Origin of the sequence: Paraburkholderia sp. HD33-4 (genome assembly GCF_021390635.1) — a bacterium.
GTDB lineage: Bacteria > Pseudomonadota > Gammaproteobacteria > Burkholderiales > Burkholderiaceae > Paraburkholderia.
In genome coordinates, this window is record NZ_JAJEJS010000001.1 from 4,194,021 (window position 1) to 4,220,926 (window position 26,906).

19 protein-coding genes, 1 pseudogene and 1 riboswitch are annotated in these 26,906 nt (G+C 64.4%); of the genes and pseudogenes, 4 read left to right on the forward strand and 16 right to left on the reverse strand.

Going from position 1 to position 26,906, the window contains the following annotated elements; translation table 11 throughout:
- Position 1: 1 nt before the first annotated feature.
- The 12 genes from L0U84_RS18815 to L0U84_RS18870 all read right to left on the reverse strand — a co-directional run bounded on the left by L0U84_RS18815 (position 2) and on the right by L0U84_RS18870 (position 13,238).
- The gene (locus L0U84_RS18815; RefSeq protein ID WP_233851664.1) at positions 2 to 1,261 is read right to left on the reverse strand and encodes a TraB/GumN family protein; all 1,260 of its coding nucleotides are present in this window, start codon (positions 1,259 to 1,261) and stop codon (positions 2 to 4) included.
- A complete protein-coding gene (locus L0U84_RS18820) occupies positions 1,254 to 2,273 on the reverse strand; it encodes a peptide ABC transporter ATP-binding protein (protein WP_233851665.1) in 1,020 nt (339 codons plus the stop codon). The genes L0U84_RS18815 and L0U84_RS18820 overlap by 8 nt, the downstream gene beginning before the upstream one ends.
- Positions 2,270 to 3,274, reverse strand: a complete 1,005-nt coding sequence (locus L0U84_RS18825) for an ABC transporter ATP-binding protein (RefSeq protein ID WP_233851667.1) — start codon at positions 3,272 to 3,274, stop codon at positions 2,270 to 2,272. The genes L0U84_RS18820 and L0U84_RS18825 overlap by 4 nt, the downstream gene beginning before the upstream one ends.
- Positions 3,275 to 3,276: 2 nt before the next feature.
- On the reverse strand, positions 3,277 to 4,194 hold the full coding sequence (locus L0U84_RS18830; RefSeq protein ID WP_233851669.1) for an ABC transporter permease subunit: 918 nt from the start codon (positions 4,192 to 4,194) through the stop codon (positions 3,277 to 3,279).
- Positions 4,195 to 4,200: 6 nt separating this feature from the next.
- Positions 4,201 to 5,211: an ABC transporter permease subunit gene (locus L0U84_RS18835; protein ID WP_233851671.1), complete on the reverse strand. Its 1,011-nt coding sequence runs from the start codon at positions 5,209 to 5,211 to the stop codon at positions 4,201 to 4,203.
- A 141-nt stretch (positions 5,212 to 5,352) separates the two neighbouring features.
- Positions 5,353 to 6,984, reverse strand: coding sequence for an ABC transporter substrate-binding protein (locus L0U84_RS18840; protein WP_233851673.1), 1,632 nt, complete (start codon positions 6,982 to 6,984; stop codon positions 5,353 to 5,355).
- A 201-nt stretch (positions 6,985 to 7,185) separates the two neighbouring features.
- Positions 7,186 to 8,844: an ABC transporter substrate-binding protein gene (locus tag L0U84_RS18845; RefSeq protein WP_233851675.1), complete on the reverse strand. Its 1,659-nt coding sequence runs from the start codon at positions 8,842 to 8,844 to the stop codon at positions 7,186 to 7,188.
- A gap of 158 nt (positions 8,845 to 9,002) precedes the next feature.
- A complete protein-coding gene (metF, locus tag L0U84_RS18850; protein WP_233852066.1) occupies positions 9,003 to 9,833 on the reverse strand; it encodes a methylenetetrahydrofolate reductase [NAD(P)H] in 831 nt (276 codons plus the stop codon).
- A gap of 11 nt (positions 9,834 to 9,844) precedes the next feature.
- A complete protein-coding gene (locus L0U84_RS18855; protein ID WP_129959856.1) occupies positions 9,845 to 10,198 on the reverse strand; it encodes a phage holin family protein in 354 nt (117 codons plus the stop codon).
- Between the two features lie 175 nt (positions 10,199 to 10,373).
- Positions 10,374 to 11,792: an adenosylhomocysteinase gene (gene ahcY, locus L0U84_RS18860; RefSeq protein WP_129959858.1), complete on the reverse strand. Its 1,419-nt coding sequence runs from the start codon at positions 11,790 to 11,792 to the stop codon at positions 10,374 to 10,376.
- 33 nt (positions 11,793 to 11,825) lie between these two features.
- Positions 11,826 to 11,960, reverse strand: a riboswitch (S-adenosyl-L-homocysteine riboswitch).
- A gap of 64 nt (positions 11,961 to 12,024) precedes the next feature.
- Positions 12,025 to 12,750 carry an LrgB family protein gene (locus L0U84_RS18865; RefSeq protein WP_233851676.1) on the reverse strand — a complete coding sequence of 242 codons (726 nt, stop codon included), beginning with the start codon at positions 12,748 to 12,750 and terminating at the stop codon, positions 12,025 to 12,027.
- A complete protein-coding gene (locus L0U84_RS18870) occupies positions 12,747 to 13,238 on the reverse strand; it encodes a CidA/LrgA family protein (protein ID WP_233851677.1) in 492 nt (163 codons plus the stop codon). The genes L0U84_RS18865 and L0U84_RS18870 overlap by 4 nt, the downstream gene beginning before the upstream one ends.
- A gap of 113 nt (positions 13,239 to 13,351) precedes the next feature.
- Between L0U84_RS18870 and L0U84_RS18875 the strand changes: the two genes are divergently transcribed.
- Positions 13,352 to 14,320, forward strand: a complete 969-nt coding sequence (locus L0U84_RS18875; RefSeq protein WP_233851678.1) for a LysR family transcriptional regulator — start codon at positions 13,352 to 13,354, stop codon at positions 14,318 to 14,320.
- 67 nt (positions 14,321 to 14,387) lie between these two features.
- On the opposite strand, the gene L0U84_RS18880 is transcribed toward L0U84_RS18875, so the two are convergent.
- On the reverse strand, positions 14,388 to 16,049 hold the full coding sequence (locus tag L0U84_RS18880; RefSeq protein WP_233851679.1) for a GMC family oxidoreductase: 1,662 nt from the start codon (positions 16,047 to 16,049) through the stop codon (positions 14,388 to 14,390).
- Between the two features lie 349 nt (positions 16,050 to 16,398).
- Here L0U84_RS18880 and L0U84_RS18885 point away from each other — a divergent pair, with 349 nt between their 5' ends.
- Both L0U84_RS18885 and L0U84_RS18890 read left to right on the forward strand, forming a co-directional pair.
- Positions 16,399 to 18,087 carry an isovaleryl-CoA dehydrogenase gene (locus L0U84_RS18885; RefSeq protein WP_233851680.1) on the forward strand — a complete coding sequence of 563 codons (1,689 nt, stop codon included), beginning with the start codon at positions 16,399 to 16,401 and terminating at the stop codon, positions 18,085 to 18,087.
- 107 nt (positions 18,088 to 18,194) lie between these two features.
- Positions 18,195 to 19,613: a coniferyl aldehyde dehydrogenase gene (locus L0U84_RS18890; protein ID WP_233851681.1), complete on the forward strand. Its 1,419-nt coding sequence runs from the start codon at positions 18,195 to 18,197 to the stop codon at positions 19,611 to 19,613.
- A gap of 59 nt (positions 19,614 to 19,672) precedes the next feature.
- On the opposite strand, the pseudogene L0U84_RS18895 reads toward L0U84_RS18890, so the two are convergent.
- From L0U84_RS18895 to L0U84_RS18905, 3 genes and pseudogenes are all read right to left on the reverse strand, one after another.
- Positions 19,673 to 20,126 (reverse strand): annotated as a pseudogene (locus L0U84_RS18895) (transposase); the annotation flags it as partial.
- A 366-nt stretch (positions 20,127 to 20,492) separates the two neighbouring features.
- Positions 20,493 to 21,464 (reverse strand): OmpA family protein, encoded by a 972-nt coding sequence (locus L0U84_RS18900; protein ID WP_233852067.1) that lies wholly within the window; start codon positions 21,462 to 21,464, stop codon positions 20,493 to 20,495.
- Between the two features lie 167 nt (positions 21,465 to 21,631).
- Positions 21,632 to 23,023 carry an Ig-like domain-containing protein gene (locus tag L0U84_RS18905; RefSeq protein WP_233851683.1) on the reverse strand — a complete coding sequence of 464 codons (1,392 nt, stop codon included), beginning with the start codon at positions 23,021 to 23,023 and terminating at the stop codon, positions 21,632 to 21,634.
- On the opposite strand from L0U84_RS18905, the gene L0U84_RS18910 reads away from it, so the two are divergent.
- The gene (locus L0U84_RS18910; RefSeq protein ID WP_233851685.1) at positions 23,009 to 26,827 is read left to right on the forward strand and encodes a hypothetical protein; all 3,819 of its coding nucleotides are present in this window, start codon (positions 23,009 to 23,011) and stop codon (positions 26,825 to 26,827) included. The genes L0U84_RS18905 and L0U84_RS18910 overlap by 15 nt on opposite strands.
- Positions 26,828 to 26,906 lie beyond the last annotated feature (79 nt).

Genomic DNA, 26,906 nt, shown 5'->3' on the forward strand with positions numbered 1-26,906 from the left:
TTCACCCCGCCTCGACTACGAAGCCGTGCTGCCGCAACAGCTGCAGCACGCCCTTCGGCCCACCCAGATGCAGCGCGCCGATCGCGACGAACACCGGCTTGTTCGGCGCGGCGTACTGCAGCATCCGCGCGACGAAGCGACGATTGCGCTCGTAGACGATCCGGTTGTCGATCGAATCGGAGACGCGCGGGTCGCGCGCGAGTTTCTCCGATTTGGCGGCCTGCCACGCGGCGATCGCATCGGCATCGCCGACCTGCCACAGCCGATGCAGCGTGCGCACGTCCTCGACGTTCTGCGCGGGCGTCTGCACCAGATCCTGCGCGAGCATCTCACGCTGCTGGGCGCCCGACAGTCCGGTGAACGCGCGCATCTGCTGCGCGAGCGTTTCGAGTCCGACGATCTTGCCGCGCGTCTTCAGATACACGTTCTGCAATTGCGCTTCGGTGCCGTACTCGGTTTGCAGACCCGCGGACAGCGAGTCGTAGGTCTCGACCACCAGCGACGCGAGCCACGGCCGCATCTTCTTGATCGCATCGAGCGCGGCCGGATTGCCGCGCAGCCGCAGAGCCAGCTTGTGCCACAGCGGCTCGGGCAGCAAACCCGGCAGGCAGTCGCGCTTGCACACGCCGTACTTCGACACGTCGTCCTGCGACACCAGCAGTTCGTCGGGCGACAGTTCGAGCGCGAGCGTCGGCGACGCGGCGAGCGCCGCGAGGATCGGCGCGCGAAACGGCTGCCCTGCCGGATAGTCGACCGGATCGCCGACGTGCAGCGTGCCGAGCACGTAGATCGTGGTATTGCCGCGCGTCGCGACATAGAACGGCATGCGCGCCGGTTGCTGACGCACCGGGCCGCTCGCGGTGGTGCCGGGCGCCGGGGGCGGCGCAACGGAAGCCGGCGGCGTGGCTGGCACCGCGACCACCGGGCGGGCCCCTTGAGCCGCCGGGGCTGGCGTATTGGCCGCCGCGCCGGCCGCGTGAGCGATGCCGGGCACGGCCGCGCCAACCGACAGCGCGCAGACCAGGCGAAAAACTCCGGACAGAAACGACGGAAGAAATGCGGAGAAAAAGGCGCGCGCAAGCGCATGAACATTGGCACGGTAAAACGTGCGAGAAAACTTGCCGACGAACCTTCCAGCAAATGCGCCGCAGGGCGCGGCGCCTCCCAGCGCACGCGCCCCGCGGCGCCGCACGAAGGCGGCTATCCAGCCGCCCTCACACAAGCGGCGCGCAAGACGACGCGCCGCCACCCCATCAGGCATCCACGTCCCCCACCTCTTCGGCGCGATGACACGAGACGAGGCGGCCGTCCACTTCACGCAGCTTCGGCTCCTCGCTGCGGCAGCGGTCGATCACGTACGGACAGCGCTGATGGAACGTGCAGCCCGACGGCGGATTCAGCGGCGACGGCATTTCGCCTTGCAGCTTGATCTTGATCGTGCGGTCCGCCTCGAAGATCGACGGGGTCGCCGACATCAACGCTCGCGTGTACGGATGGCGCGGCTTCGAGAAGATGCGCTGCTTGTCGCCGAGTTCAGCGACACCGCCGAAGTACATGACCATCACGTCGTCGGCGATATGCTCGACCACCGACAGGTTGTGCGAGATGAACACGTAGCTCGTCTTGAACTCGTCCTGCAGATCCATGAACAGATTCAGGATCTGCGCCTGGATCGACACGTCGAGCGCCGAGACCGGTTCGTCGGCGACCACGATCTGCGGATCGAGGATCATCGCCCGCGCGATCGCGACACGCTGACGCTGGCCGCCGGAAAACATGTGCGGATAGCGCTTCGCGTGCTCGGGCCGCAGGCCGACCGTGCGCATCATCTGCGCGATGCGCTCGGCGCGCTCGGTCGCGCTCATCTGGGTGTTGATCGCGAGCGGTTCGCCGAGCGTCTGCTCGACGGTCTTGCGCGGATTGAGCGATGCAAACGGGTTCTGGAACACCATCTGCACGCGCCGCCTGAGCGCCGCGATCTTCTCGTGATTCGCGCCGGCCACGTCTTCGCCGTCGATCAGCAGGCGGCCCGCGCTCGGCGTTTCGATCATCGTCAGCTGACGCGCGAGGGTCGACTTGCCGCAGCCGGACTCGCCTACTACCGCCAGCGTCTTGCCGCGTTCGAGCGCGAACGACACGCCGTTCAGCGCCTTCACCGTGCCGTGCGCGAACATGCCGCGCTTGACCGTGTAGTAGCGCGCAAGCTGGTCGGCGACGAGCACGTGATCGCCGGTACGATCCGACTGGCGACGGATTTCGGGTGCTGCGCTCATCGGGCGCCTCCTTGCGTGTGAACGTTGGCGTCCTTCTCGAGGTTCAGCGGCTTGATGCAGCGCACGCGCGTGAGTTCGGCGTGAGCCGGCAGCGACGCGAGCGCGGGGCGCGCCTTCATGCAGTCATCGACCACGTACTTGCAGCGCGGCGCGAACAGACACCCCTTGGGCCGGTCGTCGCGGCCCGGCACCATGCCCGGCAGCGCCGCGAGCCGCACCGCGCCCACGTTGTGCTCGGGAATCGCGGCCAGCAGCGCTTCCGTGTACGGATGATGCGGCGCGGCGAAGATGTCCGGCACCTTGTTCGTCTCGATCACCTCGCCCGCGTACATCACGGCGACGCGCTGCGCGACCTCGGAGACCACGGCCAGATCGTGCGAAATCAGCACGAGCGCCATGCCGCGTTCCTTCTGCAGGCGCATCAGCAGTTCCATGATCTGCGCCTGGATCGTCACGTCGAGCGCGGTGGTCGGCTCGTCGGCGATCAGCAGCTTCGGGTTGCAGGCGATCGCCATCGCGATCATCACGCGCTGGTTCATGCCGCCCGACATCTGATGCGGGAACGAGCCAATGCGGTTTTTCGCGTCCGGGATGCCAACCTGGTCGAGCAGTTCGAGCGCGCGTTTGTCCAGCGCCGAACCACGCAGCCCTTCGTGCAGCTTCAGCACCTCCTTGATCTGATAGCCGACCGTGTAGCTCGGGTTCAGGCTCGTCAGCGCGTCCTGGAACACCATCGCGATGTCCTTGCCGATGATCTTGCGGCGCTGCTTCGCGGAGGCTTTCAGCAGGTCCTTGCCGTCGAAGGTGATTTCGTCGGCGGTGACCTTGCCGGGCGCGTCGATCAGGCCCATCAGCGCCATCATCGTCACGCTCTTGCCTGAGCCCGATTCGCCCACCACGCCGACTACTTCACCTGGCGCGACGTCGAGATTGATGCGGTCGACCGCGGGCAGGCCGCCGAAGTTGACCGCGAGATTGCGGATGGTCAGTAGAGTGCTCATGTTCAGGCCATCCGTTTCAGTTTGGGGTCGAGCGCGTCACGCAGCCCGTCGCCGAGCAGGTTGATCGCAAGCACCGAGATCAGGATGGACAGACCAGGCATCGTGACGATCCACCATGCGCTGTCGATGTAGTCGCGCGCCGACGCGAGCATCGCGCCCCACTCCGCCGACGGCGGTTGCACGCCGAGGCCGAGGAAGCCGAGCGCGGCGGCATCGAGAATCGCCGACGAAAAGCCCAGTGTTGCCTGCACGATCAGCGGCGCGGTGCAGTTCGGCAGCACCTGCGAGAACATCAGCCGAAACGTGCTCGCACCCGCGACGCGTGAAGCGGTCACGTACTCCTTCTGCAACTCGCCCTGCGCGGACGCGCGCGTCAGACGCACGTAGCCCGGCAGCGCGACGATCGCGATCGCGAGCATCGTGTTGACGAGACCCGGACCGATGATCGCGACGACGGCGACCGCGAGCAACAGCGACGGCAGCGCGAGCAGCACGTCCATGATGCGCATGATCGGCGTGTCGGCCCATTTCTCGAAGAACGCGGCGATGAGGCCGAGCACGACGCCCGGGATCAGCGCGAGCACGACCGACACGAAGCCGATCCAGAACGACAGCCGCGCGCCGTACATCAGACGCGAGAGGATGTCGCGGCCCGCTTCGTCGGTGCCGAGAATGAACTTCCAGTTGCCGCCATCGAGCCAGGCGGGCGGGATCTTCACGGAGTCACGGTACTGCTCGATCGGGCTGTGCGGCGCGATCAGCGGCGCGAAGATCGCGATGAAGACCAGCACCAGCACGATGATGCCCGCGCCGACCGCGCCGCGGTTGCGCGAGAAGTTCGCCCAGAATTCGCGTACCGCGATGGCGCGGCCGCTCGGCGGGGTGACCGATTGGGGGACGGTGTTTTGAATGTCAGCCATATTGATTTACCTCGTATGGCGAATGCGTGGGTTGAGCACGCCGTACAGCAGATCGACGACGAGGTTCACGACGATCACCAGCGTCGCGATCAACAGGATACCGCCTTGCACGACCGGATAGTCACGCCGGCCGATCGCGTCGATCAGCCATTTGCCGATGCCCGGCCATGAAAACAGCGTTTCGGTCAGCACCGCGCCCGCAAGCAGTGTGCCGACCTGCAGGCCGATCACGGTGACGACCGGAATCAGCGCATTGCGCAGCGCATGCACGACGATCACGCGTCCGGGCGACAGCCCCTTCGCGCGCGCGGTGCGGATGTAATCCTCGCGCAGCACTTCGAGCATCGACGAGCGCGTCATGCGTGCGACGACCGCGAGCGGAATCGTGCCGAGCACGATCGCCGGCAGGATCAGATGGCTGAGCGCGGATTTGAACGCGCCTTCGTCGGTGGACATCAGCGAGTCGATCAGCATGAAGCCGGTCACGTGCGGAATGTCGTATTCGACCGCGATGCGGCCCGACACCGGCGTCAAACCGAACTTGACCGAGAACACCATGATGAGGATCAAGCCCCACCAGAAGATCGGCATCGAATAGCCGGTCAGCGCGGTGCCCATCACGCCGTGATCGACCACCGTGCCGCGCCTCAGAGCCGCGAACACGCCCGCCGGCAGGCCGACGATCAGCGCGAACAGCATCGCGCAGATCGACAGTTCGACGGTGGCGGGAAAGCGCGCGAGGAATTCGCCCATCACGCTCGTGTTGGTGATGATCGAAGTGCCGAGGTCGCCGTGCAAGGCGCGGCCGATGTAGTGGAAGTACTGGATCGGCAAGGGCTCGTCGAGCCCGAGGCGGTGCATCGCGGCCGCATGCATGGCCGGATCGACACCGCGCTCGCCCATCATCACTTCGATGGGGTCGCCCGGGATCAGGTGAATCAGCGCGAACGCGAGGATGGTGATGCCGATGAACGTCGGTATCACCATGCCGATGCGGCGCAAAACGAAGCGGAACATGGTTCGCTCCCATGGTACTGGTGATGAAAAAACACAACCGGCGACGAGGGCTCGTGACCCCGGTCGCCGGACCATTTCGACCAGTTTTCTAACCGTGCGAAAAGCGTACTGTATTGCGGCGTACTGTGCGAACTTTACGAATTACTTGACGCTGACGCCGTCGAAGCGCGCGTAGCCGAGCGGTTCGATGCGCATGTCGACCACCTTCTTGCTGACCGGCTGATAGACGGTCGAGTGGGCGATCGGCGAGAACGGCAGTTGCTGCGCGAAAATATGCTGCGCGTCGCCGTATACCTTCGTGCGCGTCGCCACGTCCGAGGTCGTGCGGCCCTTCTGGATCAACTCGTCGAACGGCTTGTAGCACCACTTCGAGAAGTTGTTGCCGTTGATCGCCTCGCAGCCGAGCAGCGTGCCGAGCCAGTTGTCAGGATCGCCGTTGTCGCCGGTCCAGCCGATCAGCATCGTGTCGTCTTCGCCCGCGTGCGCGCGCTTGATGTACTCACCCCACTCGTAGGTGACGATCTTCGCTTTCACGCCGATCTTCGCCCAGTCCGCCTGGATCATTTCGGCCATCAGACGCGCGTTCGGGTTGTACGCGCGCTGCACCGGCATCGCCCACAGCGTGATGTCGAAGCCGTTCGGGTAGCCTGCCTTCGCGAGCAGATCCTTGGCCTTGGCCGAATCGTACGAAGCGGCCGGCAGGCCCTTGACGAACGACCATTGCGTCGGCGGCATCGGGTTCGTGGCGAGTTGACCCGCGCCCTGGTACACCGAGTCGATGATCGCCTTCTTGTTGATCGCCATGTCGAGCGCCTGACGCACTTCGAGCTTGTCGACCGGCTTGTGCGTCACGTTGTACGCGAGGTAGCCGAGGTTGAAGCCAGGCTGCGACGGCATGTCGATGTTCGGCTCGGCCTTCAGCGGCGCGATGTCGGCCGGGCGCGGATAGCTCATCACCTGGCATTCGTCGCGCTTGATCTTCTGCACGCGCACACCGGCATCCGGCGTGATCGAGAAAATCAGCTTCGAGATCTTCACCGCGTCCGGCTTCCAGTAGTCCGGATTGCCGTCGAAGCGGATCGTCGCGTCCTTCGTGTAGCTGCGGAAGATGAACGGACCGGTGCCGACCGGGAACTGGTTGATGTCGGATGCCTTGCCCGCCTTCAGCAACTGATCCGCATATTCAGCCGACAGGATCGACGCGTATTCCATCGCCAGATTCTGGATGAACGGCGCGTTGACTTCCTTCAGCGTGAACTTGACCGTGTACGGGTCGACCTTTTCGACGCTCGTGATCAGCTTGTCGAGGCCCATGTCGGTGAAGTACGGGAACTGCACCGGATACGCCTTGCGGAACGGCTGGTTCGGGTCGAGCATGCGCTGGAACGAGAAGACCACGTCGTCCGCGTTGAATTCGCGCGTCGGCTTGAAGAACGAGGTGGTCTGGAACTTCACGCCATGCCGCAGATGGAACGTGTAGGTCTTGCCATCGGGCGATACGTCCCACTTCTCCGCAAGGCCGGGCTCGACCTTGGTGCCGCCGCGCTCGAACTCGACGAGGCGGTTATAGACGGTGAACGTGTTGGCCGTGAAGTCGACGCCCGTCGTGTATTGGGCCGGATCGAAACCCGCGGGACTGCCTTCGGAGCAGTAAACGAGGGTTTTGTTCGGGATCCCAGCGGCCTGCGCGCTTGTGACGCCAAGCAGGGATGCCGCTGCGGCAGCGACGAGCGCGGACACGCGCGCGACGCGCAACAGTTTGTTTTGCTTCATGTTTCCTCCAGGTTCAGGGCCGGCTTGCGCCGGCGTAGCGGGATATTACTTGAGCTTGGGCCGGCCACCAAGCCGAGCAAAATCCCTCTGTTGACGATAGGAAACACTTCGTGCAAACGTTTTGCCGCTGTTTTGTCATCGGCCGGGCGGCTCCGTTGAGCCGCCCGGAGACGAAAGCGGCGCAAAACGCGCCGAGTCCGCTTATTTCACCCCAACTTCCAGGAATTGCGTCGGTCCGAACGGATCGATCTTGAAGCCCGTCACGTTCTTGCTGATCGGCTGATAGACGGTCGAATGCGCGATCGGCGTGAACGGCACCTGGTCCTTGAAGATCTCCTGAGCCTGCGTATAGGCCTTGGTGCGATCGGCCATGTTGGTCGTGCTGCGGCCCTGCTTGATCAGGTCGTCGTAAGGTTGGTAGCACCACTTCGAAAAGTTGCTGCCGTTGACCGCGTCGCAGCCGAGCAACACGCCGAGCCAGTTGTCGGGGTCGCCGTAGTCCCCCGTCCAGCCGATCAGCATCGCCTGATGCTCGCCGGCATGCGCGCGGCGGATGTACTCGCCCCACTCGTACGTGGCGATATTCACCTTGACGCCGATCTTCGCCCAGTCCGACTGCAGCATTTCGGCCATCAGACGCGCGTTCGGGTTATACGGGCGCTGCACCGGCATCGCCCACAGCGTCAGATCGAAGCCGTCGGGATAGCCCGCCTCCTTCAGCAGCGCTTTTGCCTTGTCGACGTCGTACGGCGCGTCCTTCAGGTTCTTGTCGTAGCCCCATTGCGTCGGCGGCATCGGGTTGGTCGCAGCCTGGCCCGCGCCCTGGTAGACCGCTTCGATGATCGCCTTCTTGTTGACCGACATGTCGAGCGCGCGGCGCACGAGCACGTTGTCGAGCGGCTTTTTCGTCGTGTTGTACGCGATATAGCCGAGGTTGAAGCCCACTTCGCTCGGCATCGCGAGCGACGCATCGGCCTTCACGGTGGGAATGTCGGCCGGGCGCGGATAGCTCATGACCTGACATTCGCCGCGTTTCAGCTTTTGCAGGCGCACGGCCGGATCCACGGTGATCGCGAAGATCAGCTTGCCGACCTTCGCGACGCCCGGCTTCCAGTAGTCGGGATTGCCGTCGAAGCGGATCGTGTCGTCCTTCGTATAGCTGCGGAAGATGAACGGACCGGTGCCGACCGGGTACTGGTTGATATCGGCCGCCTTGCCCGCCTTCAGCAGCTGATCCGTGTATTCAGCCGACAGGATCGACGCGAACGGCATCGCGATCTGCTGCAGGAACGGCGCGTCGACTTCCTTCAGCGTGAAGCGCACCGTATACGGATCGACCTTCTCGATTTTGGCGATGTTCTTCGCGAGACCGAGGTCGTTGAAGTACGGGAAATTGACCGGATACGCCTTGCGGAACGGGTTCTCGGGATCGAGCATGCGCTCGTAGGTGAACACGACGTCGTCCGCGTTGAATTCGCGGGTCGGCTTGAAATACGAGGTGGTCTGGAATTTGACGCCGCGGCGCAGATGGAACGTATAAGTGAGGCCGTCGGGCGACACGTCCCACTTTTCGGCGAGTCCCGGCTCGATGTCCGTGCTGCCATGCGCAAATTCGACGAGGCGGTTATAGACCGTGTACGAACCGGCGCTGAACTCGACGCTGGTCGTGTATTGCGCGGTATCGAAGCCCGCCGGGCTGCCTTCGGAGCAGAAAATCAGCGTCTTGTCGGGCAGCGCGGCCGCCTGCGACGCGACGGGCGCGAGGCCGCTCGTGGCGACCGCGAGCGCGGCGAGAGCCGGCAGGCAGAACTGGTGAAGCGCGAACAGTCGGTGTGCCGCAGTCTTTCTTGTCACTGTCATATCGTCCTCCGCACAGCAGCCGGGTTAGCTGCGTTTCGATGATAGACAGCCCAAAAATGAGCTTCAACAGGGACTTACCACGCTATTTGGGACAAATTCGAGACCCACGCCGGACTGGCTATGCCCGCGCGGCCGTCGCGGCCGCGCGGGCATAGCCGTTAGAAGGCGAGCCTTCCGCAGATCGCCTTGGTCGACGCGGCGGCGTTCAGCGTATAGAAGTGCAGGCCGGGCACCTTCGCATCGACGAGCCGTTGGCACAGATCCGTCACCACGTCGAGGCCGAACGCGCGGATCGACTCGCGGTCGTCGCCGAAGCTTTCGAGCCGGCGCGCGATCCAGCGCGGCACTTCGGCACCGCACATTTCGGAGAAGCGCATCAGCTGCGAGAAGTTCGTGATCGGCATGATGCCGGGCACGATCGGCACGTCGACGCCGAGCTGGCGCGCATCGTCGACGAAGCGGAAGTACGCGTCCGCGTTGAAGAAGTACTGCGTAATCGCCGAGTTCGCGCCGGCCTTCACCTTGCGCGCGAAGTTCTCGAGATCGTGCTTCGGCGAGCGCGACTGCGGATGGTATTCCGGGTAGCCCGCCACCTCGATCCAGAACCAGTCGCCGAACTCGGCACGGATGAAGCTGACGAGCTCCGACGCATAGCGCAGCTCGCCGAGCGCGCCCATACCCGACGGCAAATCGCCGCGCAGCGCGACGATATGGCGGATGCCGTGCGCGCGGTATTCGCCGAGGATCGCGCGCAGGCTGTCCTTCGACGAGCCCACGCACGACAGATGCGGCGCCGCCTCGAGCCCGTCCTTCGCCATGTCGATGACGGTATCGAGCGTGCCTTGCTGGGTCGAGCCGCCGGCGCCGAACGTGACGGACACGAACTTCGGTTTGAGCGACACGAGTTCCGCGCGCGTCGCGCGCAGTTTGTCGATGCCTTCCTGCGTTTTCGGCGGGAAGAATTCGAATGAGAGTTCGATCGGATTCATAGTCGATGAGGTCAACCTAAACTGCGGTTGCCGAAAATGAGCGCGGACAGCAGCCACGACACGATGCTGTACAGGATCGAGCCGAAGAACGCCGACCAGAAGCCCGACACCTCGAAGCCCTTCAGCAGCGACGCGCACAGCCAGAAGCACAGCGCATTGACGACCAGGATGAAGAGTCCGAGCGTGAGGATCGTGACGGGCAGCGTCAGCAGGATCAGCACCGGCCGCAGCACCGTATTGATGAGACCGAGCACGATCGCGACGATCAGCGCGGTGCCGAAGCTACGGATATGGATCGACGGAACGATGTAGGTGATGATCAGCAGCGCGAGCGCGTTGATGAGCCAGGTCAGCAGCACGGTCATGTAGAACTCCTTGTAAGCACCTGTGCGGGGAAGATGTCCAGCAAATGAAAAGCGGCGCGGGCGAACAAAGCGGCGCATTGCGCGCCGCCCCGAGATCAGACCGTCAAGCTTTTAGCGCCGCCCGCGTGGCCGAGCGCGCCGAAGCGCGCGTCGAACCCGCGGGCGGCCGCGTGGCTTAGTAGCGGTAGTGGTTCGGCTTGAACGGACCGCTCTTGTCGACGCCGATGTAGCCGGCCTGCGCGTCGGACAGCACGGTCAGGTTCGCGCCGATGCGCGCCAGATGCAGACGCGCGACCTTCTCGTCGAGATGCTTCGGCAGCACGTACACCTTGTTCTCGTACTTCGCGCCTTGCGTGAACAGTTCGATCTGCGCGAGCGTCTGGTTCGTGAACGAGTTCGACATCACGAACGACGGGTGGCCGGTCGCGCAGCCGAGGTTCACCAGACGGCCTTCGGCGAGCAGGATCACGCGCTTGCCGTCCGGGAAAATGATGTGGTCGACTTGCGGCTTGATGTTTTCCCACTGGTACTGGCGCGTCGACGCGACGTCGATTTCCGAGTCGAAGTGGCCGATGTTGCAGACGATCGCGTTATGACGCATCGCCTTCATGTGATCGTGGTTGATCACGTGGTAGTTGCCGGTCGCGGTCACGAAGATGTCGGCCTTGTCGGCCGCGTATTCCATCGTCACGACGCGGTAGCCTTCCATCGCCGCCTGCAGTGCGCAGATCGGGTCGATTTCGGTGACCCACACGGTCGCGCCCAGACCGCGCAGCGATTGCGCGCAGCCCTTGCCCACATCGCCGTAACCGGCCACGACCGCGATCTTGCCCGCGATCATCACGTCGGTCGCGCGCTTGATGCCGTCGACGAGCGACTCGCGGCAGCCATACAGGTTGTCGAACTTCGACTTCGTGACCGAGTCGTTGACGTTGATGGCCGGGAACGGCAGGCGGCCTTCCTTTTCCATCTGGTACAGACGGTGCACGCCGGTGGTGGTTTCTTCGGTGACGCCCTTGATTGCCGCGAGGCGCTTCGAGTACCACGTCGGGTCGATCTCGAGATGCGCGGCGATCGACTTGTACAGCGCGACTTCTTCCTCGTTGGTCGGCTTGGCGATCACCGAGCGGTCCTTCTCAGCCTTCGAGCCGAGGATCAGCAGCAGCGTCGCGTCGCCGCCGTCGTCGAGGATCATGTTGGCGAATTCGCCGTTCGGCCATTCGAAGATGCGGTGCGAGAACTCCCAGTATTCGTCGAGCGACTCGCCCTTGAACGCGAACACCGGCGTGCCGGCCTGCGCGATCGCGGCGGCGGCATGGTCCTGGGTCGAGAAGATGTTGCACGAGGCCCAGCGCACGTCCGCGCCGAGCGCGGTCAGCGTCTCGATCAGCACGCCGGTCTGGATCGTCATGTGCAGCGAGCCGGCGACGCGCGCGCCCTTCAGCGGCTGCTGCGCCTTGTACTCTTCACGCGTCTGCATGAGGCCGGGCATTTCGGTCTCGGCGATCGTGAGTTCCTTGCGGCCCCAAGCGGCGAGCGACATGTCGGCAACAACGTAATCCTGCTTTTGGGAATCGATGACTGCGGCGTTCATCACGCCCTCCTTTCTAAGAAATTGACTAGAAATGTGACGTGAGCGCGGTTTGAGGCAGGGTTCGGAATCGCGCGATGCGCGTTCCATGCTGCCGATTGAAGCCTTCGAGCCTGGCGGGCGGCCGGCGAATGCGGATTCGCGGTACCCGTCGCAACGCTCCTCGAAGACGAACGGCGATTGTAGCAAATCGAGATGACATCGGCGCACGTGGGATGGCGCCGCGCGCGCCGCTTCAGATCGGCAGCAGCCCCAGCATCGGCGCGAGCAGCACCATCGCGACGCCCGCGATCATCATCGTCAGGCTGGACACCACGCCCTCCTCGCTGCCGAGTTCGCGCGCCTTCGCGGTGCCGACGCCGTGCGCGGCCGCGCCGAACAGCGCACCGCGCGCGAGCCGCGTGCGCAGCGGCACGAACGCGAGCACGATTTCGCCGAACAACATGCCGCAGACGCCGGTCGCAATGACGAATAACGCGGTCAGATCCTTCGGCGCGTGAATCCGGTCGGACACGGCGAGCGCGAACGGCGTCGACACCGAGCGCGTCATCAGACTGCGCTGCAATTCCGGCGACAGATGCAGCAGCTTCGCGAGCATCAGCGAGCCGCCGACGCCGACCAGAATGCCCACCGCCACGCCGACGGACAGCGAGATCCAGTGGCGCTTCAACAGTGCGCGATATTCGTAGATCGGTACGGCGAACGCGACCGTCGCGGGACCGAGCAGCCACATCAGCCAGCGCGTGTCCTCGAAGTACAGCGCGTACGGAATGTGCGCGAGCACGACGATCGCGACGAGCGCGGCCGGCACCGTCAGCATCGGCGTGAGCCACGGTGAGCGCACGCGCGCGTACAGCGCCTTCGACGCGAAATACAACGCGATAGTCAGCACGAGGCAGCCGGCCGCGATCAGGCGCGAGGCGTCGTCGGCCAACAGCGAAGCAAGAGAGAGCGGGCTCATCGGCGCACGCGCGACAGACTGCTTGCCTCACGCGCAACTCGCACGCGGCGCAGCGCGAAGCGCCGTTCGACGCGCGCGGCCTGATCGACGGCGAACGCCACCGCGACCATCACCATCAGCGTGCCGGCGATCACGACCAGCGCGAGGCGCCAGCCGTCCGCGCGGAACAGGCCGCCGTATTGCACGGCGGCGACCGCGGCCGGAATGAAGAACAGCAGCATGTCGGACAGCAGCCAGTCCGCGCCGGCCTTGACCCAGCGCGGCGCGATGCCGCCGCAGAACAGCAGCGCGAGCAGCACGACGAGGCCGACAACGCCGCCCGGCACCGGCAGATGCAGCCGGCGCACGACGAAATCGGCGCCGATCCACAGTGCGGCGATCGCGGCGCTTTGCACGGCGATGCGTGCGAAACGGGCGAAGCCCCCCGCGCCGTCATTCGAGCCGCCATCGGCGGCAGGCGCGGAACGGGCGAAAACTGGCGTGGACATGGCATTCCCTGACTGACATCGGATGCGACCGAGTATAGGGTTCGCCGTGTCATAAACAAAATGACTTACAATCATCGAAATCATTCCAATCTGGAATTCTGGAGGCCACGATCATGGAACTCCGTGCGCTGCGCTATTTCGTCGAAGTGGTTCGTCAACAGAGCTTCACCATCGCCGCTGAGCGGATGTTCGTCACGCAGCCGACCATCAGCAAGATGGTCAAGTCGCTGGAGGATGAGATCGGCTCGCCGCTGCTGCTGCGCGACGGCCGCCAGATGGTGCTGACCGACGTCGGCCGGATCGTCTATCAGCGCGGCCAGGATGTGCTCGCCGCGCACGCGCAACTGCAGGCCGAGCTGAACGATCTCGACACCCTCGGGCGGGGTGAGCTGGCAATCGGCATCCCGCCGATGGGCGGTGCGCTTTTCACGCCCGCCATCGCCGCATTCCGCCAGCGCTATCCGAAGATCGAGCTGAAGCTGTTCGAGCAGGGCTCGCGCGCGATCGAAACCGCGTTGATCAACGGCGAACTGGAACTCGGCGGTGTGCTGCAGCCGGTCGACCCCGACAACATCGACGTGCTGCCGATGTCGCGCCAGCTGCTGTGGCTCGTCGCGCGCGCCGGCTCGCGCTGGGACGCATTGAACGAGGTGCCGCTCGCGCAGCTCGCGAACGAGCCGTTCGTGTTTTACGGCGAGAGCCTCGCGCTGAACGACGTGGTGCTGAACGCGTGCCGCGCGGCGGGGTTTGCGCCCGCGATCGTCGGACGCAGCGGGCATTGGGACTTCATGGCGGCGTTGGTGCTGGCCGGCGTCGGCATCGCGCTGTTGCCCGCGCCCTATTGCCGGCGGCTCGATCCCGCGCAGTTCACCTGCCGCCCGGTCGTCGAACCGGAGATTCCGTGGGAAATGGCAATCGGCTGGCGCCGCAACGGCTATCTGTCGCACGCGGCGCGCGCGTGGCTCGACGTCGCGCGCGAAACGCTGCCGACGCACGTCAGCGCCGATTTCATGCTCGGACCGGGAATCGGCTTCAACGGAATCGCGACGCCTGACGGAATTCCGCCACCCTCGAGCAAGTGACGCGTGGCGGCGGTTGCGTTCGGTTACGTTCCCCGCCCGCGTTTCTCGAACTTCTCGTCGACTTCGATCAAGCCGCCCGCGCCGGCACCTCACCCGGGTTCGGGGGCGCCGTCGTCGCCGACATTCCCACTGCCTGCCGCCGGCTCGCCGCGATCAGCTCTGCCGCCCGTTCGCCAATCATCACCGTCGGAGCATTGGTGTTGCCGCCGATCAGGGTCGGCATCACCGACGCATCGACGATTCTCAATCCCGTTACGCCGCGCACGCGCAATTGCGGATCGACGACCGAGCGCGCGTCGCCGCCCATCCGGCAGGTCGCGACCGGGTGATAAATCGTGTCCGCGCGCTCGGCGATCGTCCGGCGCAGCTCGGCGTCCGATTGCCGCGGCCGCGTGTACAACTCCTCGCCGCCGTGCAGCGCGAGCGATGGCGCGTCGAGAATGCGCCGCGCCATCTTCGCGCCTTCGACGAGCAGATCGAGATCGCGCGCATCGCTCAGAAAGCGCGGATCGATCAGCGGCGCGACACGCGCATCGGCGCTCGCGAGCGTCACGGTGCCGCGGCTATACGGACGCAGCACGCACACATGCAGCGAATAGCCGTGTCCCCAGTGCATATGGCGGTTGTGATCGTCGACGATCGCGGCACAGAAATGCAGTTGCAGATCGGGCCGCTCGAGCGTCGGCCGGCTCTTCAGAAAACCGCCCGCCTCGGCGGCGTTGCTCGACAGCATGCCGCGCCCGTGGCGCATGAACGTGACGAACTGCGGCAGCATCCGCGCGATGCCGCGCACCGAGAAACCGATCGGCTCGATCGACTTCACGCGTTTGTTGATCGTGAAATCGATGTGATCGATCAGGTTCTGGCCGACCTCGGGTGCGTCGTGCAGCACGTCGATGCCGAGCGAGCGCAGATGCGCGGCCGGTCCGATGCCCGAGCACATCAGCAGTTGCGGCGAGTTGAACGCGCCCGCGGCGAGCACGACCTCCGCGCGCGCGGCTAGCGTTTCAGTGCGCCCGCCTCGCACGATCTCGACGCCGCTCGCGCGCTTGCCGTCGAACACGACGCGCAGCACGGTCGCGTCGGCGATCGTGTGCAGGTTCGCGCGCGGCCGGTCGTAGATGTACGCGCGCGCGACGCTGCAACGGCGTCCGTCGCGCTGCGTGACCTGATAAAAGCCGATGCCTTCCTGATCCGCGCCGTTGAAGTCGTCGTTCGCGCTGTAGCCCGCTTCCATCGCGGCCTGCACGAAGCGTTTCGAAAACGGATTCTTGAAGCGCAGATCGGACACCGTTAGCGGACCGCCCTCGCCGTGCCAGGCATCGGCGCCGCGCTGGTTGTCTTCGGACCGGCGGAAATACGGCAGCACCTCGGCCCACGACCAGCCATCGCAGCCAAGCCGCGCCCATTCGTCGTAATCGAGCGGATGGCCGCGCGTATAGATCATCGCGTTGATTGCGCTCGATCCGCCGAAACCGCGGCCGCGCGGCTGATAGCCCCGGCGGCCGGCGAGCCCCGGTTGCGGCGTGCTCAGGTAGCCGTAGTTGGTCTTCAGCCGGTTCGGCACCACGGCCGCGACGCCGACCGGCATGTTCACCAGCAGATTGCGCCCGGTATGCGGACCGGCCTCGATCAGCGCGATGGTCGCGTCGGGACAGCTATCCGCGAGACGGCTCGCGAGCGTGCAGCCGCCCGAGCCCGCACCGACGATGATGTAGTCGTATTGCATGCGCTCCTCCAGGTGGGCCGCGTTGTTGGCGGACCCCGTCTCGTGCACACTTGTCTACGTGTGTTTTCTGCGCATTGTAGGGAGCGTTCTAGGGCGGCGGCGGCTTCCTGACAGAGCGATTCCTCTAAACGCCGGCGGCGTCGCACCCCCTATGATGAAAGGCGCGCACGATTCGCACGACCCGCGCGGGGCAGCCGTCAGCGGGCCGCGCGCGGCATTCAAACATGGCGCGACGCGCGCCCTCGTCCCCGCATGCGACGTCACGGCCGGCGCTCGAACAGACGCCTCGACGCGCGTCGGATAGCCGTCGGTAAAGCGGCGCACAATAGACCAAGCACGGAGACAGCAGATGGAACGGCACGGCTTCGGCCAGACTCACGAGGTGACGAATCAGGCACCGCCGCTTGCGGACTACAACCTGTTCGCGAGCGACGCCGCTTTGAGCGCGGCCGTCGATCGTGATGGCGCGCAGTGGCATCGCGAGGCGCTGCTGCGGCACGGCGCGGCGCTGACGACGCCCGAGACGCTCGCGCTCGCCGAGCTCGCCAATCGCCACACGCCGGAGCTGGTCACTCATAGTCCGCGCGGCGAGCGCATCGACGCGCTCGAGTTTCATCCCGCGTGGCACGAGCTGCTCGCGCTGCTGCGCCGCGAAGGACTGCAGGCGCTGCCGTTTTCCGATCCGCGAAGCGGCGCGATGGCCGCGCGCTGCGCCGGCTACTTCATGCATGCGCAGATCGAATCGGGCTCGCTCTGTCCGGTGACGATGACCTTCGCAAGCATCCCCGTGTTGCAGCGCGAACCGGTGTTGTTCGATGCGCTGCGCGACCAGCTATACGCGCGCGAGCACGATCCGCGCGACGTGCCGCTCACGCGCAAGCGCTCGGCGATGATCGGCATGGGCATGACCGAGAAACAGGGCGGCTCGGACGTGCGCAGCAACCAGACGCGCGCCTATGCGCTCGACGGTGCCGGCGGACGGGGCGGTGCCTACCGGCTCATCGGCCATAAGTGGTTTTTCTCGGCGCCGCAGTGCGATGCGCACCTCGTGCTCGCGCGCATCGGTACCCACGAAGGACTGTCGTGCTTTTTCGTGCCTCGCTTCGCGCCGGACGGCAGCAAGAACGCGGTGCAGATCCAGCGTCTGAAGGACAAGCTCGGCAATCGCTCCAACGCGAGCAGCGAAGTCGAATTCCTCGACGCGTACGGCGTGATGATCGGCGACGAAGGACGCGGCGTGCCGACCATCATCGAGATGGCGAACTACACGCGGCTCGACTGCGTGATCGGCAGCGCCGCGCTGATGCGCGCCGCGCTCGTCCAGGCGATTCATCATGCGCGGCATCGCAGCGCTTTCGGCCGGCATCTCGCCGAGCAGTCGCTGATGCGCAACGTGCTCGCCGATCTCGCGCTCGAATCCGAAGCGGCGACGGTACTGTTCATGCGTCTCGCGCGCGCGTTCGAGGAATCCGCCGATGCGTCGTCGGCTTCGTCGGCCGAACGCGCCTGGCGGCGCATCGTTACGCCGGCCGCGAAGTACTGGGTCTGCAAGCGCGCGCTCGAATTCACCGGCGAGGCGATGGAGGTCTGGGGCGGCAACGGCTACGTCGAAACCGGGCCGATGGCGCGCTTCTATCGCGAAGCGCCGGTCAACTCGATCTGGGAAGGCTCGGGCAACGTGATGTGCCTCGACGTGCTGCGCGCGCTGGAGCGCGAGCCGCAAGCCGCGCAGGCGCTGTTCGCCGCATGGCGGGAGCTCGCGCGCGCCCATCCGGCGTTGGGCGCGGCGCTCGCGCGTCTTGCCGCGACGTTGAACGGGCCGGCCGAACAGCGCGAGGCGTCGGCACGACGTATCGCGCAGCAGATCGTGCTGATCGCGCAGGCGACGCTGCTCGCGCAGCACGCGCCCGCCGAGGTTGCCGACGCGTTCATCGCGACGCGTGTCGCCGACGGCTGCGGCGAAAGCGGTCGCGTGTACGGCACGCTGCCGGCCACGTTCGATCACGCGGCGATCGTCGAACGCGCCTTTGCCGCGTAAGCGCGGCGGCACGCAAACTACCGGGCGCACCGCTCGCAACCCGACGCAAGTTCAAACCAATAAGCGCGCTCGACGCGCATTCCTCATCCATCAGGGAGTGGACTCACATGAAGAACGATCTGGCGGACGTCGCCGCGCTCGAGGCGCTGCTGCGCGATCAACGTCACGCGTATCTGCGCGCGCCGTATCGGTCGTGGGACACGCGCGCGACGCATCTGCGCGCGCTGCGCAAGCTGATGCTCGACAATCGCGACGCGCTCGCCGATGCGATGCACGCGGACTTCGGCAACCGCGCGAAGGAAGAAGTGCTGCTCGCCGAATTCCTGCTCGTGAAGGAAGAGATCGACGCCGCGCTGCGTCACGGCAAGCGCTGGATGAAAGCGCAGCGCCGCCGCACCAACAAGTGGCTGCTGCCGGCGCGCGCGAAGGTGGTGCCGCAGCCGCTCGGCGTGGTCGGCATCATCGTGCCGTGGAATTATCCGGTGCTGCTCGCGGTCGGGCCGTTGATCAGCGCGCTGACGGCCGGCAATCGCGCGATCATCAAGATGTCCGAGCTGACGCCGCGCACCTCGGCGTTATTCGAGCTGCTGATCGGCCAGACTTTCGCGCGCAATCACGTCGCGGTCGTCAATGGCGATGCGGCGCTCGCTGCCGCATTCAGCGCGCAGCCGTTCGATCATTTGCTGTTCACGGGTTCGACGAAGGTCGGTCACGAAGTGATGCGCGCGGCGGCCGAGCATCTGACTCCCGTCACGCTCGAACTGGGCGGCAAGTCGCCCGCGCTGATCGGCGCGCATGCGCGGTTCGACAACGCGGTCGACAACCTGATCGCCGGCAAGACGATGAACGCGGGGCAGACCTGTGTGGCGCCCGACTATGTGCTGGTGCCGCGCGGCAAGGAGCAGGCGTTCATCGAGCGGGCGCGCGTGCGGATGGCGAGGATGTATCCGGACTTCGCGCAGAACCCTGACTACACGTCGATCATTTCGGCGCGGCACTTCGAGCGGCTCGAACGGCTCGCCGACGAAGCCAGGGCCGCTGGCGCGCAGTTGCATGCGCTGACCGACGCGACACCCGATGCCGCGAGCCGGCGCTTTCCGCTCATCGCCGTGACCGGCGCGCCGGATGATTGCGCGCTGATGCAGGAGGAGATTTTCGGGCCACTGTTGCCGCTCGTGGCGTATGACACGCTCGATGATGCGATCGCGTGGATCAATGCGCGGCCGCGGCCGTTGGCGCTCTATCTTTATGCCGACGATGCGAGGACGGTCGAGCGTGTCACGCTCGAAACGATCGCGGGTGGGATGGCGGTCAACGAGACGCTGATGCATCTTGCGTGTGAGAGTTTGCCGTTCGGCGGGGTTGGGGCGAGTGGGATGGGGGCGTACCACGGGTATGAGGGGTTCGTTACTTTCTCCAAGATGAAGCCAGTGCTCACTCAATCGCGCTTCAATGCGCGGGGGTTGATTGCGCCGCCGTATGGGAAACGCGTGAACGCGTTGCTGAAGTTGATGATGAGGTTTTGATTTGGGCTTTTGGGCCAGGGGCTTTTTTTGGTGGTGTTCTTTGGGGTGGTGTTGGCCTCTGCCTGGATCTCGCGCACGCTCATGCCGCGTGCGTCCCACAGGGACTAGCTTCGCGTCGTACATCGCGATGTTGCGTTCGTCAAAGCCGGTGAAACGGCGCTCATGCTTGGGGACGAGGACCGGCTCGAAACTGCCGTCGCGATCGCGCGGCAAATCGACCCTGAGCGGCCCGTGATCGGTGATGAGCGTCGTGCCACTTGCGCCGGTGCGCTCGTTGGTCTGGCCTTCGGCTTTCGGCTGCCCCTGCGGGTAGCCCAGATGCAGATTCATTTCGGCGCCCATCGCGCGCTCAATGACCGCCTTGTTGAACGCCAGCATCAGATCCTGAACCTCAGCAGGCGTCATCGGACCCTTCACCAGTTCGTCCAGCAGACCTTCAGGCAGGGCAGGCAGCGGCCCGAGGGCCGCTGCCTGAGAAGCGACCGTGCGTTTCTCAGGCAGCGGCATATCCATGATCTTTACCTCTCTTGATATGCCTCGCCCGCGAAATGACGGATAGGTCCCCTGTGCGGGGCGGCACCTACCTGCACGCGACCGAGCAATCAACAGTAGGCGGGGCGCAAACCGACATCTGACCACGCTTGACGGCCAGGCAACGCGTTCGCGCTGCGCTCAGGCATTGCGTGGAATCCGCTACCGCAGGAGATGGGGACGATTCGACCACCGCTTGCTGGTGACCGCTCGCCGGGTGGCAAGAAACAGGCGTCCGGCAAACCTCATGCCGCTTTCTAATTCATTTCGCACCAGCTTCTTAGTGGGAACGCGACCTTTCCGATTCAGGAAGGTCGCGCGCCACAGAAGCCTGAGCGCGCTTTGCCATCAGGTCGGATGGGACAGGTTCACACGTACCACCACGCGGCGGTTAGGCTCGTTGCAAGCAATTTTCTGCTGCATGGTGCCGCTGCACTCCGTAACCACAGGATCGGAATTGCCTGCGCTTTCAGCTGCAATCTTCAACGTCGGAACACCCCGCTCAATCAGCATCCGGCGAACCGTCATCGCACGCTGCTCGCCAAGTTTCTGCGCCGCTGCATCCGAGCCGATCAGGTCCGCGTGGCCAATCACCGTGACGGCTTCCAGCGATCCGTTCTCCGCGAGAATCTGCTCGGCAAGATGCGAAATCTGCTCCCGTCCTTTGCCGGTCATGTCCCGACTGCCAGACTTGCCGAAAGCGAACAGCGTGTCGCCCTTAAGAATGTAGTTTTTTATTAACGCAGGTTGTGCCGCCGCGACAGGTTGTACCACGGGGACTGACGGATAGTCACACGCCTGAACTGCCGGTGCACGGGAAAGCACGTGCATTTGCGCGCGCATGCCTTGCAACTGGGTTGCGGCTTCGTTGCGCGGCACCACCACCGGTGCACCATTGCTGCCAGCCGGCGCGACCTTGACGAAGTAGGTCATGCCGCCCTTCAGTTCAGCGCGGGATCCACCAGTGGTCTTGCCTTTGTACAGCGGTGCATCGTGGGTGTACGCACCCAGCGTGTGTTCGCCCGGCTTCACGCAGAAGACGCTATAGCCGTTAGGCAGCAACGCGGTCTGCAGGTCGCCATCAACATAGACGTCAGCGGCAGCCGAACGGCCCGTACCCGCAGACGCGTCACGGTAATAGACGATCTGCGCCTGCTGCGGGCCAATCTGTTTAACCGGCGCATAAGTCTGGCCGAATACCTTGCCAGGCTGTGTGCCGGCGCCGGTCATCGGTCCGGCACCGGGTGCGCCAGCCTGGGTAGCCAGCGACGGCTGGTTAGAGAAAGTTTGCTGTGCGACGGCGGGCAAGACGCTGCCCATCACGAGCAATGCGCCTGCTAGCGCACGCTTCAAGGTTTTATTGAAAGTCATGTTAGTTCACCAAAACGGCTCCCCGAAACGCTCGATGCGGTTCAGGGGACCGGGTCAAATGATTGGTCAATTCCAGATTCCGCGACGCAGGTCATGCGCCGCGGACCGCGCGGAGGTCAGTGGTTGTTCAATGTCGTCTCGACACCATGCTGTACCAGCAGTTCGGCATTCAGACCGGCGTGGTAGAAGACGTCATACTCAACGCCACCCACGGTCGCAGTGCCAGACTCCTGCACCCAGTCGCCAAGGTCCTCTCCGTCCGGCAGTAGATCGGAGAGTTCGACCTTGTCGCTCGCATCGCCCTTGACCATCAGCTGCGTATGGCCATCGGCAATGAACAGGTCCTCGGCTCCCAGTTCGAGCACATCGCCCAGCGAAAGCTTGAGCGTGTTGTTACCCGTGCCGGTGATGTCGAAGACTTCGATCGACGACAGCTTCTCTTCAACGTTCGCCAGATCCAGCACCAACCCTGAACCCGTCAGCGTCAACACGTCTACTCCATCTTCAGTATGAATATCACCATCCTCACGGGTGGAATACTCAATGCCCTGAAGATCAAGCACCGTCTCTGGGCTTTCAGCCAAGGTCGCGCCTACTGACTGTTCGTCACTATCGGGTGCCGAATCTGAATCGCTCGGCTTCTCATCGTCAACGCCACTGTCAGCAGGAACATCTGCATTTGCATGTGCCATTGCATCTGTATCAGACGAATCCTCGGTGTCCTGAATCTCGGAAACCGCGACCTCGTCTACAAAGACATCAGACAGGCCGATTGGGAACTGATATCCAATGTCGTAAGAAAGAGCCGTTATATCGAAACCCGGAGATGCGTTGTCGAACACGATTTCGATTCTGACCAATTCATAGCCTTCTGGCGCTTCTAATTCATAATGACTAGCACCTTTAGGCAAAGTTACGACCATTGACATTATCTCCCCTGTGATCTTTCCGACCGGCCTCACAAAGACCTTTAGCGCATGGTTGTAGGCCGCATTGACGTTAGCGAAGTCAATCGCAGCCGAAGTCGGGTAACCAGTATTAGCGTTCCAAGGCTGAATATGCAGATTTGACGTCGCTTCCTGCTTCCAAGAAGTGGTATGCGCGCCTATATGCAATACACCATCCTTGAACGTCAAATCATGACGATCCCAGCCATATTGCACGAAGTGTATCGGCGCATTGACGCCGCCGTTAAGGGCGTCTCCTAGATCCACATCTTGATGTCCGGACGGCACCACCGAGAACCCGAATTGCCCGCTCGGTTCACTGCTGCCCACCGCGTTCGTCGCCACAGCCGTCAGGCTATGTTGCCCTTCGGCCAGGGGCGTTTCCGGCGTGAAGCTCCAGTTGCCAGTGTCATCAGCCGTCATCTGTCCCAGCGCCTCACCACCATCAAAAATCGTCACGGTGCTGCCCGGCTCCGCCGTGCCCCGGATTTCCGGCTGTGAATCATCCGTCGTCGAACCGTTGGCGATCGGCCCCGTCACCGGCCCTTGATCGTCGATCACTGCAGTGATCACCGGCGCGTCCGGTACATCAGCATCCGCATCAGCGTCGGCATCTGCGTCGGCATCGGCATCGGCATCCGCGTCAGAGTCAGCATCCGCGTCCGCATCCGCATCAGCATCAGCATCAGCATCAGCATCAGCATCCGCGTCAGCATCGGCATCGGCATCGGCATCGGCATCGGCATCCGCGTCAGCGTCCGCATCGGCGTCGGCATCGGCGTCCGCATCGGCATCAGCATCCGCGTCGGCATCCGCGTCAGCATCTGCATCCGCGTCAGCGTCAGCGTCAGCGTCAGCGTCAGCATCCGCGTCCGCATCCGCATCCGCATCGGCGTCAGCGTCAGCATCAGCGTCAGCGTCAGCGTCAGCATCAGCATCAGCATCAGCATCAGCATCAGCATCAGCATCAGCGTCCGCATCGGCATCAGCATCCGCGTCGGCATCCGCGTCAGCATCTGCATCCGCGTCCGCGTCCGCGTCAGCGTCCGCATCGGCATCCGCGTCAGCGTCAGCGTCAGCATCCGCGTCCGCATCCGCATCCGCATCGGCGTCAGCGTCAGCATCAGCGTCAGCGTCAGCATCAGCGTCCGCATCAGCATCGGCATCAGCGTCAGCATCAGCATCCGCATCGGCGTCCGCGTCAGCATCAGCATCCGCGTCAGCATCCGCATCCGCATCAGCATCGGCATCGGCATCAGCATCCGCGTCGGCATCAGCATCAGCATCGGCATCGGCATCAGCATCGGCATCGGCATCAGCATCAGCGTCCGCATCGGCATCAGCATCCGCGTCGGCATCAGCATCCGCGTCGGCATCCGCGTCCGCATCCGCATCAGCATCAGCATCCGCGTCAGCATCGGCATCGGCATCGGCATCGGCATCGGCATCCGCGTCAGCGTCCGCATCGGCGTCGGCATCGGCGTCCGCATCGGCATCAGCATCCGCGTCGGCATCCGCGTCAGCATCTGCATCCGCGTCAGCGTCAGCGTCAGCGTCAGCGTCAGCATCCGCGTCCGCATCCGCATCCGCATCGGCGTCAGCGTCAGCATCAGCGTCAGCGTCAGCGTCAGCGTCAGCATCAGCGTCAGCGTCAGCATCGGCATCGGCATCGGCATCGGCATCCGCGTCAGCGTCCGCATCGGCGTCGGCATCGGCGTCCGCATCGGCATCAGCATCCGCGTCGGCATCCGCGTCAGCATCTGCATCCGCGTCAGCGTCAGCGTCAGCGTCAGCGTCAGCGTCAGCATCCGCGTCCGCATCCGCATCCGCATCGGCGTCAGCGTCAGCATCAGCGTCAGCGTCAGCGTCAGCATCAGCGTCCGCATCAGCATCGGCATCAGCGTCAGCATCAGCATCCGCATCGGCGTCCGCGTCAGCATCAGCATCAGCATCAGCATCAGCATCCGCGTCAGCATCCGCATCCGCATCGGCATCGGCATCAGCATCCGCGTCGGCATCAGCATCGGCATCAGCATCGGCATCGGCATCGGCATCAGCATCAGCGTCCGCATCGGCATCAGCATCCGCGTCGGCATCCGCGTCAGCATCTGCATCCGCGTCCGCGTCCGCGTCCGCGTCAGCATCAGCATCAGCATCAGCGTCAGCATCCGCGTCCGCGTCAGCGTCCGCATCGGCATCCGCGTCGGCATCGGCATCGGCATCGGCATCGGCATCGGCATCGGCATCAGCATCGGCATCGGCATCAGCATCAGCGTCCGCATCGGCATCAGCATCCGCGTCGGCATCCGCGTCGGCATCCGCGTCAGCATCTGCATCCGCGTCCGCGTCCGCGTCGGCATCAGCATCCGCGTCGGCATCAGCATCCGCGTCGGCATCAGCATCCGCGTCGGCATCCGCGTCAGCATCCGCATCAGCATCAGCATCCGCGTCAGCATCGGCATCGGCATCGGCATCGGCATCGGCATCGGCATCGGCATCAGCATCAGCATCAGCATCAGCATCCGCGTCCGCATCCGCATCCGCATCGGCGTCAGCGTCAGCATCCGCATCGGCATCCGCGTCAGCGTCAGCATCAGCGTCCGCATCAGCATCGGCATCAGCGTCCGCATCAGCATCAGCATCAGCATCCGCGTCAGCATCCGCATCCGCATCCGCATCGGCATCGGCATCAGCATCCGCGTCGGCATCAGCATCAGCATCGGCATCGGCATCGGCATCAGCATCAGCATCGGCATCGGCATCGGCATCAGCATCGGCATCCGCATCAGCATCGGCATCAGCATCAGCGTCCGCATCGGCATCAGCATCCGCGTCGGCATCCGCGTCGGCATCCGCGTCAGCATCTGCATCCGCATCCGCATCAGCATCCGCATCCGCATCGGCATCGGCATCGGCATCGGCATCCGCGTCCGCATCGGCATCCGCGTCAGCATCGGCATCGGCATCGGCATCGGCATCGGCATCTGCATCCCCGTCAGCATCAGCATCAGCATCAGCGTCCGCATCTGCATCTGCATCTGCATCGGCATCGGCATCGGCATCGGCATCAGCATCGGCATCGGCATCAGCATCGGCATCGGCATCGGCATCGGCATCGGCATCGGCATCGGCATCTGCATCAGCGTCCGCATCCGCATCGGCATCCGCGTCAGCATCGGCATCCGCGTCGGCATCGGCATCGGCATCCGCGTCAGCGTCAGCGTCAGCATCCGCATCGGCATCCGCATCGGCATCCGCGTCAGCATCCGCGTCAGCATCCGCGTCAGCATCCGCATCGGCATCAGCATCCGCGTCGGCATCCGCGTCAGCATCTGCATCTGCATCCGCGTCAGCGTCAGCGTCAGCATCCGCGTCCGCATCCGCATCCGCATCGGCGTCAGCGTCAGCATCAGCGTCAGCGTCAGCGTCAGCATCAGCGTCCGCATCAGCATCGGCATCAGCGTCAGCATCAGCATCCGCATCGGCATCCGCATCGGCATCCGCATCAGCATCAGCATCAGCATCAGCATCAGCATCAGCATCAGCGTCCGCATCGGCATCGGCATCGGCATCGGCATCTGCATCTGCATCTGCATCTGCGTCAGCATCCGCGTCAGCATCAGCATCAGCATCAGCATCAGCGTCGGCGTCAGCATCCGCGTCGGCGTCAGCGTCCGCATCGGCATCGGCGTCCGCATCGGCATCCGCATCCGCATCAGCATCAGCATCCGCATCCGCATCGGCATCGGCATCGGCATCAGCGTCCGCATCGGCATCCGCGTCAGCATCAGCATCAGCATCGGCATCCGCGTCAGCATCTGCATCCGCGTCAGCGTCAGCGTCAGCGTCAGCGTCAGCGTCAGCGTCAGCGTCAGCGTCGGCATCAGCATCAGCATCAGCATCGGCGTCGGCATCGGCATCGGCATCGGCATCGGCATCCGCATCCGCATCCGCGTCAGCATCTGCATCCGCGTCAGCGTCAGCGTCGGCATCAGCATCGGCATCAGCATCAGCGTCGGCATCCGCGTCAGCGTCAGCATCAGCATCAGCATCGGCATCGGCATCCGCGTCAGAGTCAGCGTCAGCATCCGCATCCGCATCGGCATCAGCGTCCGCATCAGCATCGGCATCGGCATCCGCATCGGCATCAGCGTCCGCATCGGCATCAGCGTCCGCATCGGCATCGGCATCGGCATCAGCATCCGCGTCAGCATCAGCATCGGCATCGGCATCGGCATCGGCATCAGCGTCCGCATCGGCATCGGCATCAGCGTCAGCATCGGCATCCGCATCGGCATCAGCATCCGCATCGTCTTGCTCACCCGGTGGCGTCTGCGCGTCCTCGATTGGAGCTACGTCCCCTAAGCCACCACTCTTACCGCCGCTGGCGGCTGCAATCCCTGCGCCCAACGCTGCAAGCGCGCCCAGCCGCAAAAAGCCGAGA

Excerpts from the sequence above, each read along its gene's own strand:
- L0U84_RS18825 (WP_233851667.1), bottom strand. The coding sequence starts at position 3,274 with ATGAGCACTCTACTGACCATCCGCAATCTCGCGGTCAACTTCGGCGGC.
- L0U84_RS18835 (WP_233851671.1), bottom strand. The coding sequence starts at position 5,211 with ATGTTCCGCTTCGTTTTGCGCCGCATCGGCATGGTGATACCGACGTTC.
- metF (WP_233852066.1), bottom strand. The coding sequence starts at position 9,833 with ATGAATCCGATCGAACTCTCATTCGAATTCTTCCCGCCGAAAACGCAG.
- L0U84_RS18815 (WP_233851664.1), bottom strand. The coding sequence starts at position 1,261 with ATGCCTGATGGGGTGGCGGCGCGTCGTCTTGCGCGCCGCTTGTGTGAG.
- L0U84_RS18855 (WP_129959856.1), bottom strand. The coding sequence starts at position 10,198 with ATGACCGTGCTGCTGACCTGGCTCATCAACGCGCTCGCGCTGCTGATC.
- L0U84_RS18870 (WP_233851677.1), bottom strand. The coding sequence starts at position 13,238 with ATGTCCACGCCAGTTTTCGCCCGTTCCGCGCCTGCCGCCGATGGCGGC.
- L0U84_RS18875 (WP_233851678.1), top strand. The coding sequence starts at position 13,352 with ATGGAACTCCGTGCGCTGCGCTATTTCGTCGAAGTGGTTCGTCAACAG.
- L0U84_RS18885 (WP_233851680.1), top strand. The coding sequence starts at position 16,399 with ATGGAACGGCACGGCTTCGGCCAGACTCACGAGGTGACGAATCAGGCA.
- ahcY (WP_129959858.1), bottom strand. The coding sequence starts at position 11,792 with ATGAACGCCGCAGTCATCGATTCCCAAAAGCAGGATTACGTTGTTGCC.
- L0U84_RS18845 (WP_233851675.1), bottom strand. The coding sequence starts at position 8,844 with ATGACAGTGACAAGAAAGACTGCGGCACACCGACTGTTCGCGCTTCAC.
- L0U84_RS18900 (WP_233852067.1), bottom strand. The coding sequence starts at position 21,464 with ATGGGCAGCGTCTTGCCCGCCGTCGCACAGCAAACTTTCTCTAACCAG.
- L0U84_RS18880 (WP_233851679.1), bottom strand. The coding sequence starts at position 16,049 with ATGCAATACGACTACATCATCGTCGGTGCGGGCTCGGGCGGCTGCACG.
- L0U84_RS18865 (WP_233851676.1), bottom strand. The coding sequence starts at position 12,750 with ATGAGCCCGCTCTCTCTTGCTTCGCTGTTGGCCGACGACGCCTCGCGC.
- L0U84_RS18830 (WP_233851669.1), bottom strand. The coding sequence starts at position 4,194 with ATGGCTGACATTCAAAACACCGTCCCCCAATCGGTCACCCCGCCGAGC.
- L0U84_RS18840 (WP_233851673.1), bottom strand. The coding sequence starts at position 6,984 with ATGAAGCAAAACAAACTGTTGCGCGTCGCGCGCGTGTCCGCGCTCGTC.
- L0U84_RS18820 (WP_233851665.1), bottom strand. The coding sequence starts at position 2,273 with ATGAGCGCAGCACCCGAAATCCGTCGCCAGTCGGATCGTACCGGCGAT.
- L0U84_RS18890 (WP_233851681.1), top strand. The coding sequence starts at position 18,195 with ATGAAGAACGATCTGGCGGACGTCGCCGCGCTCGAGGCGCTGCTGCGC.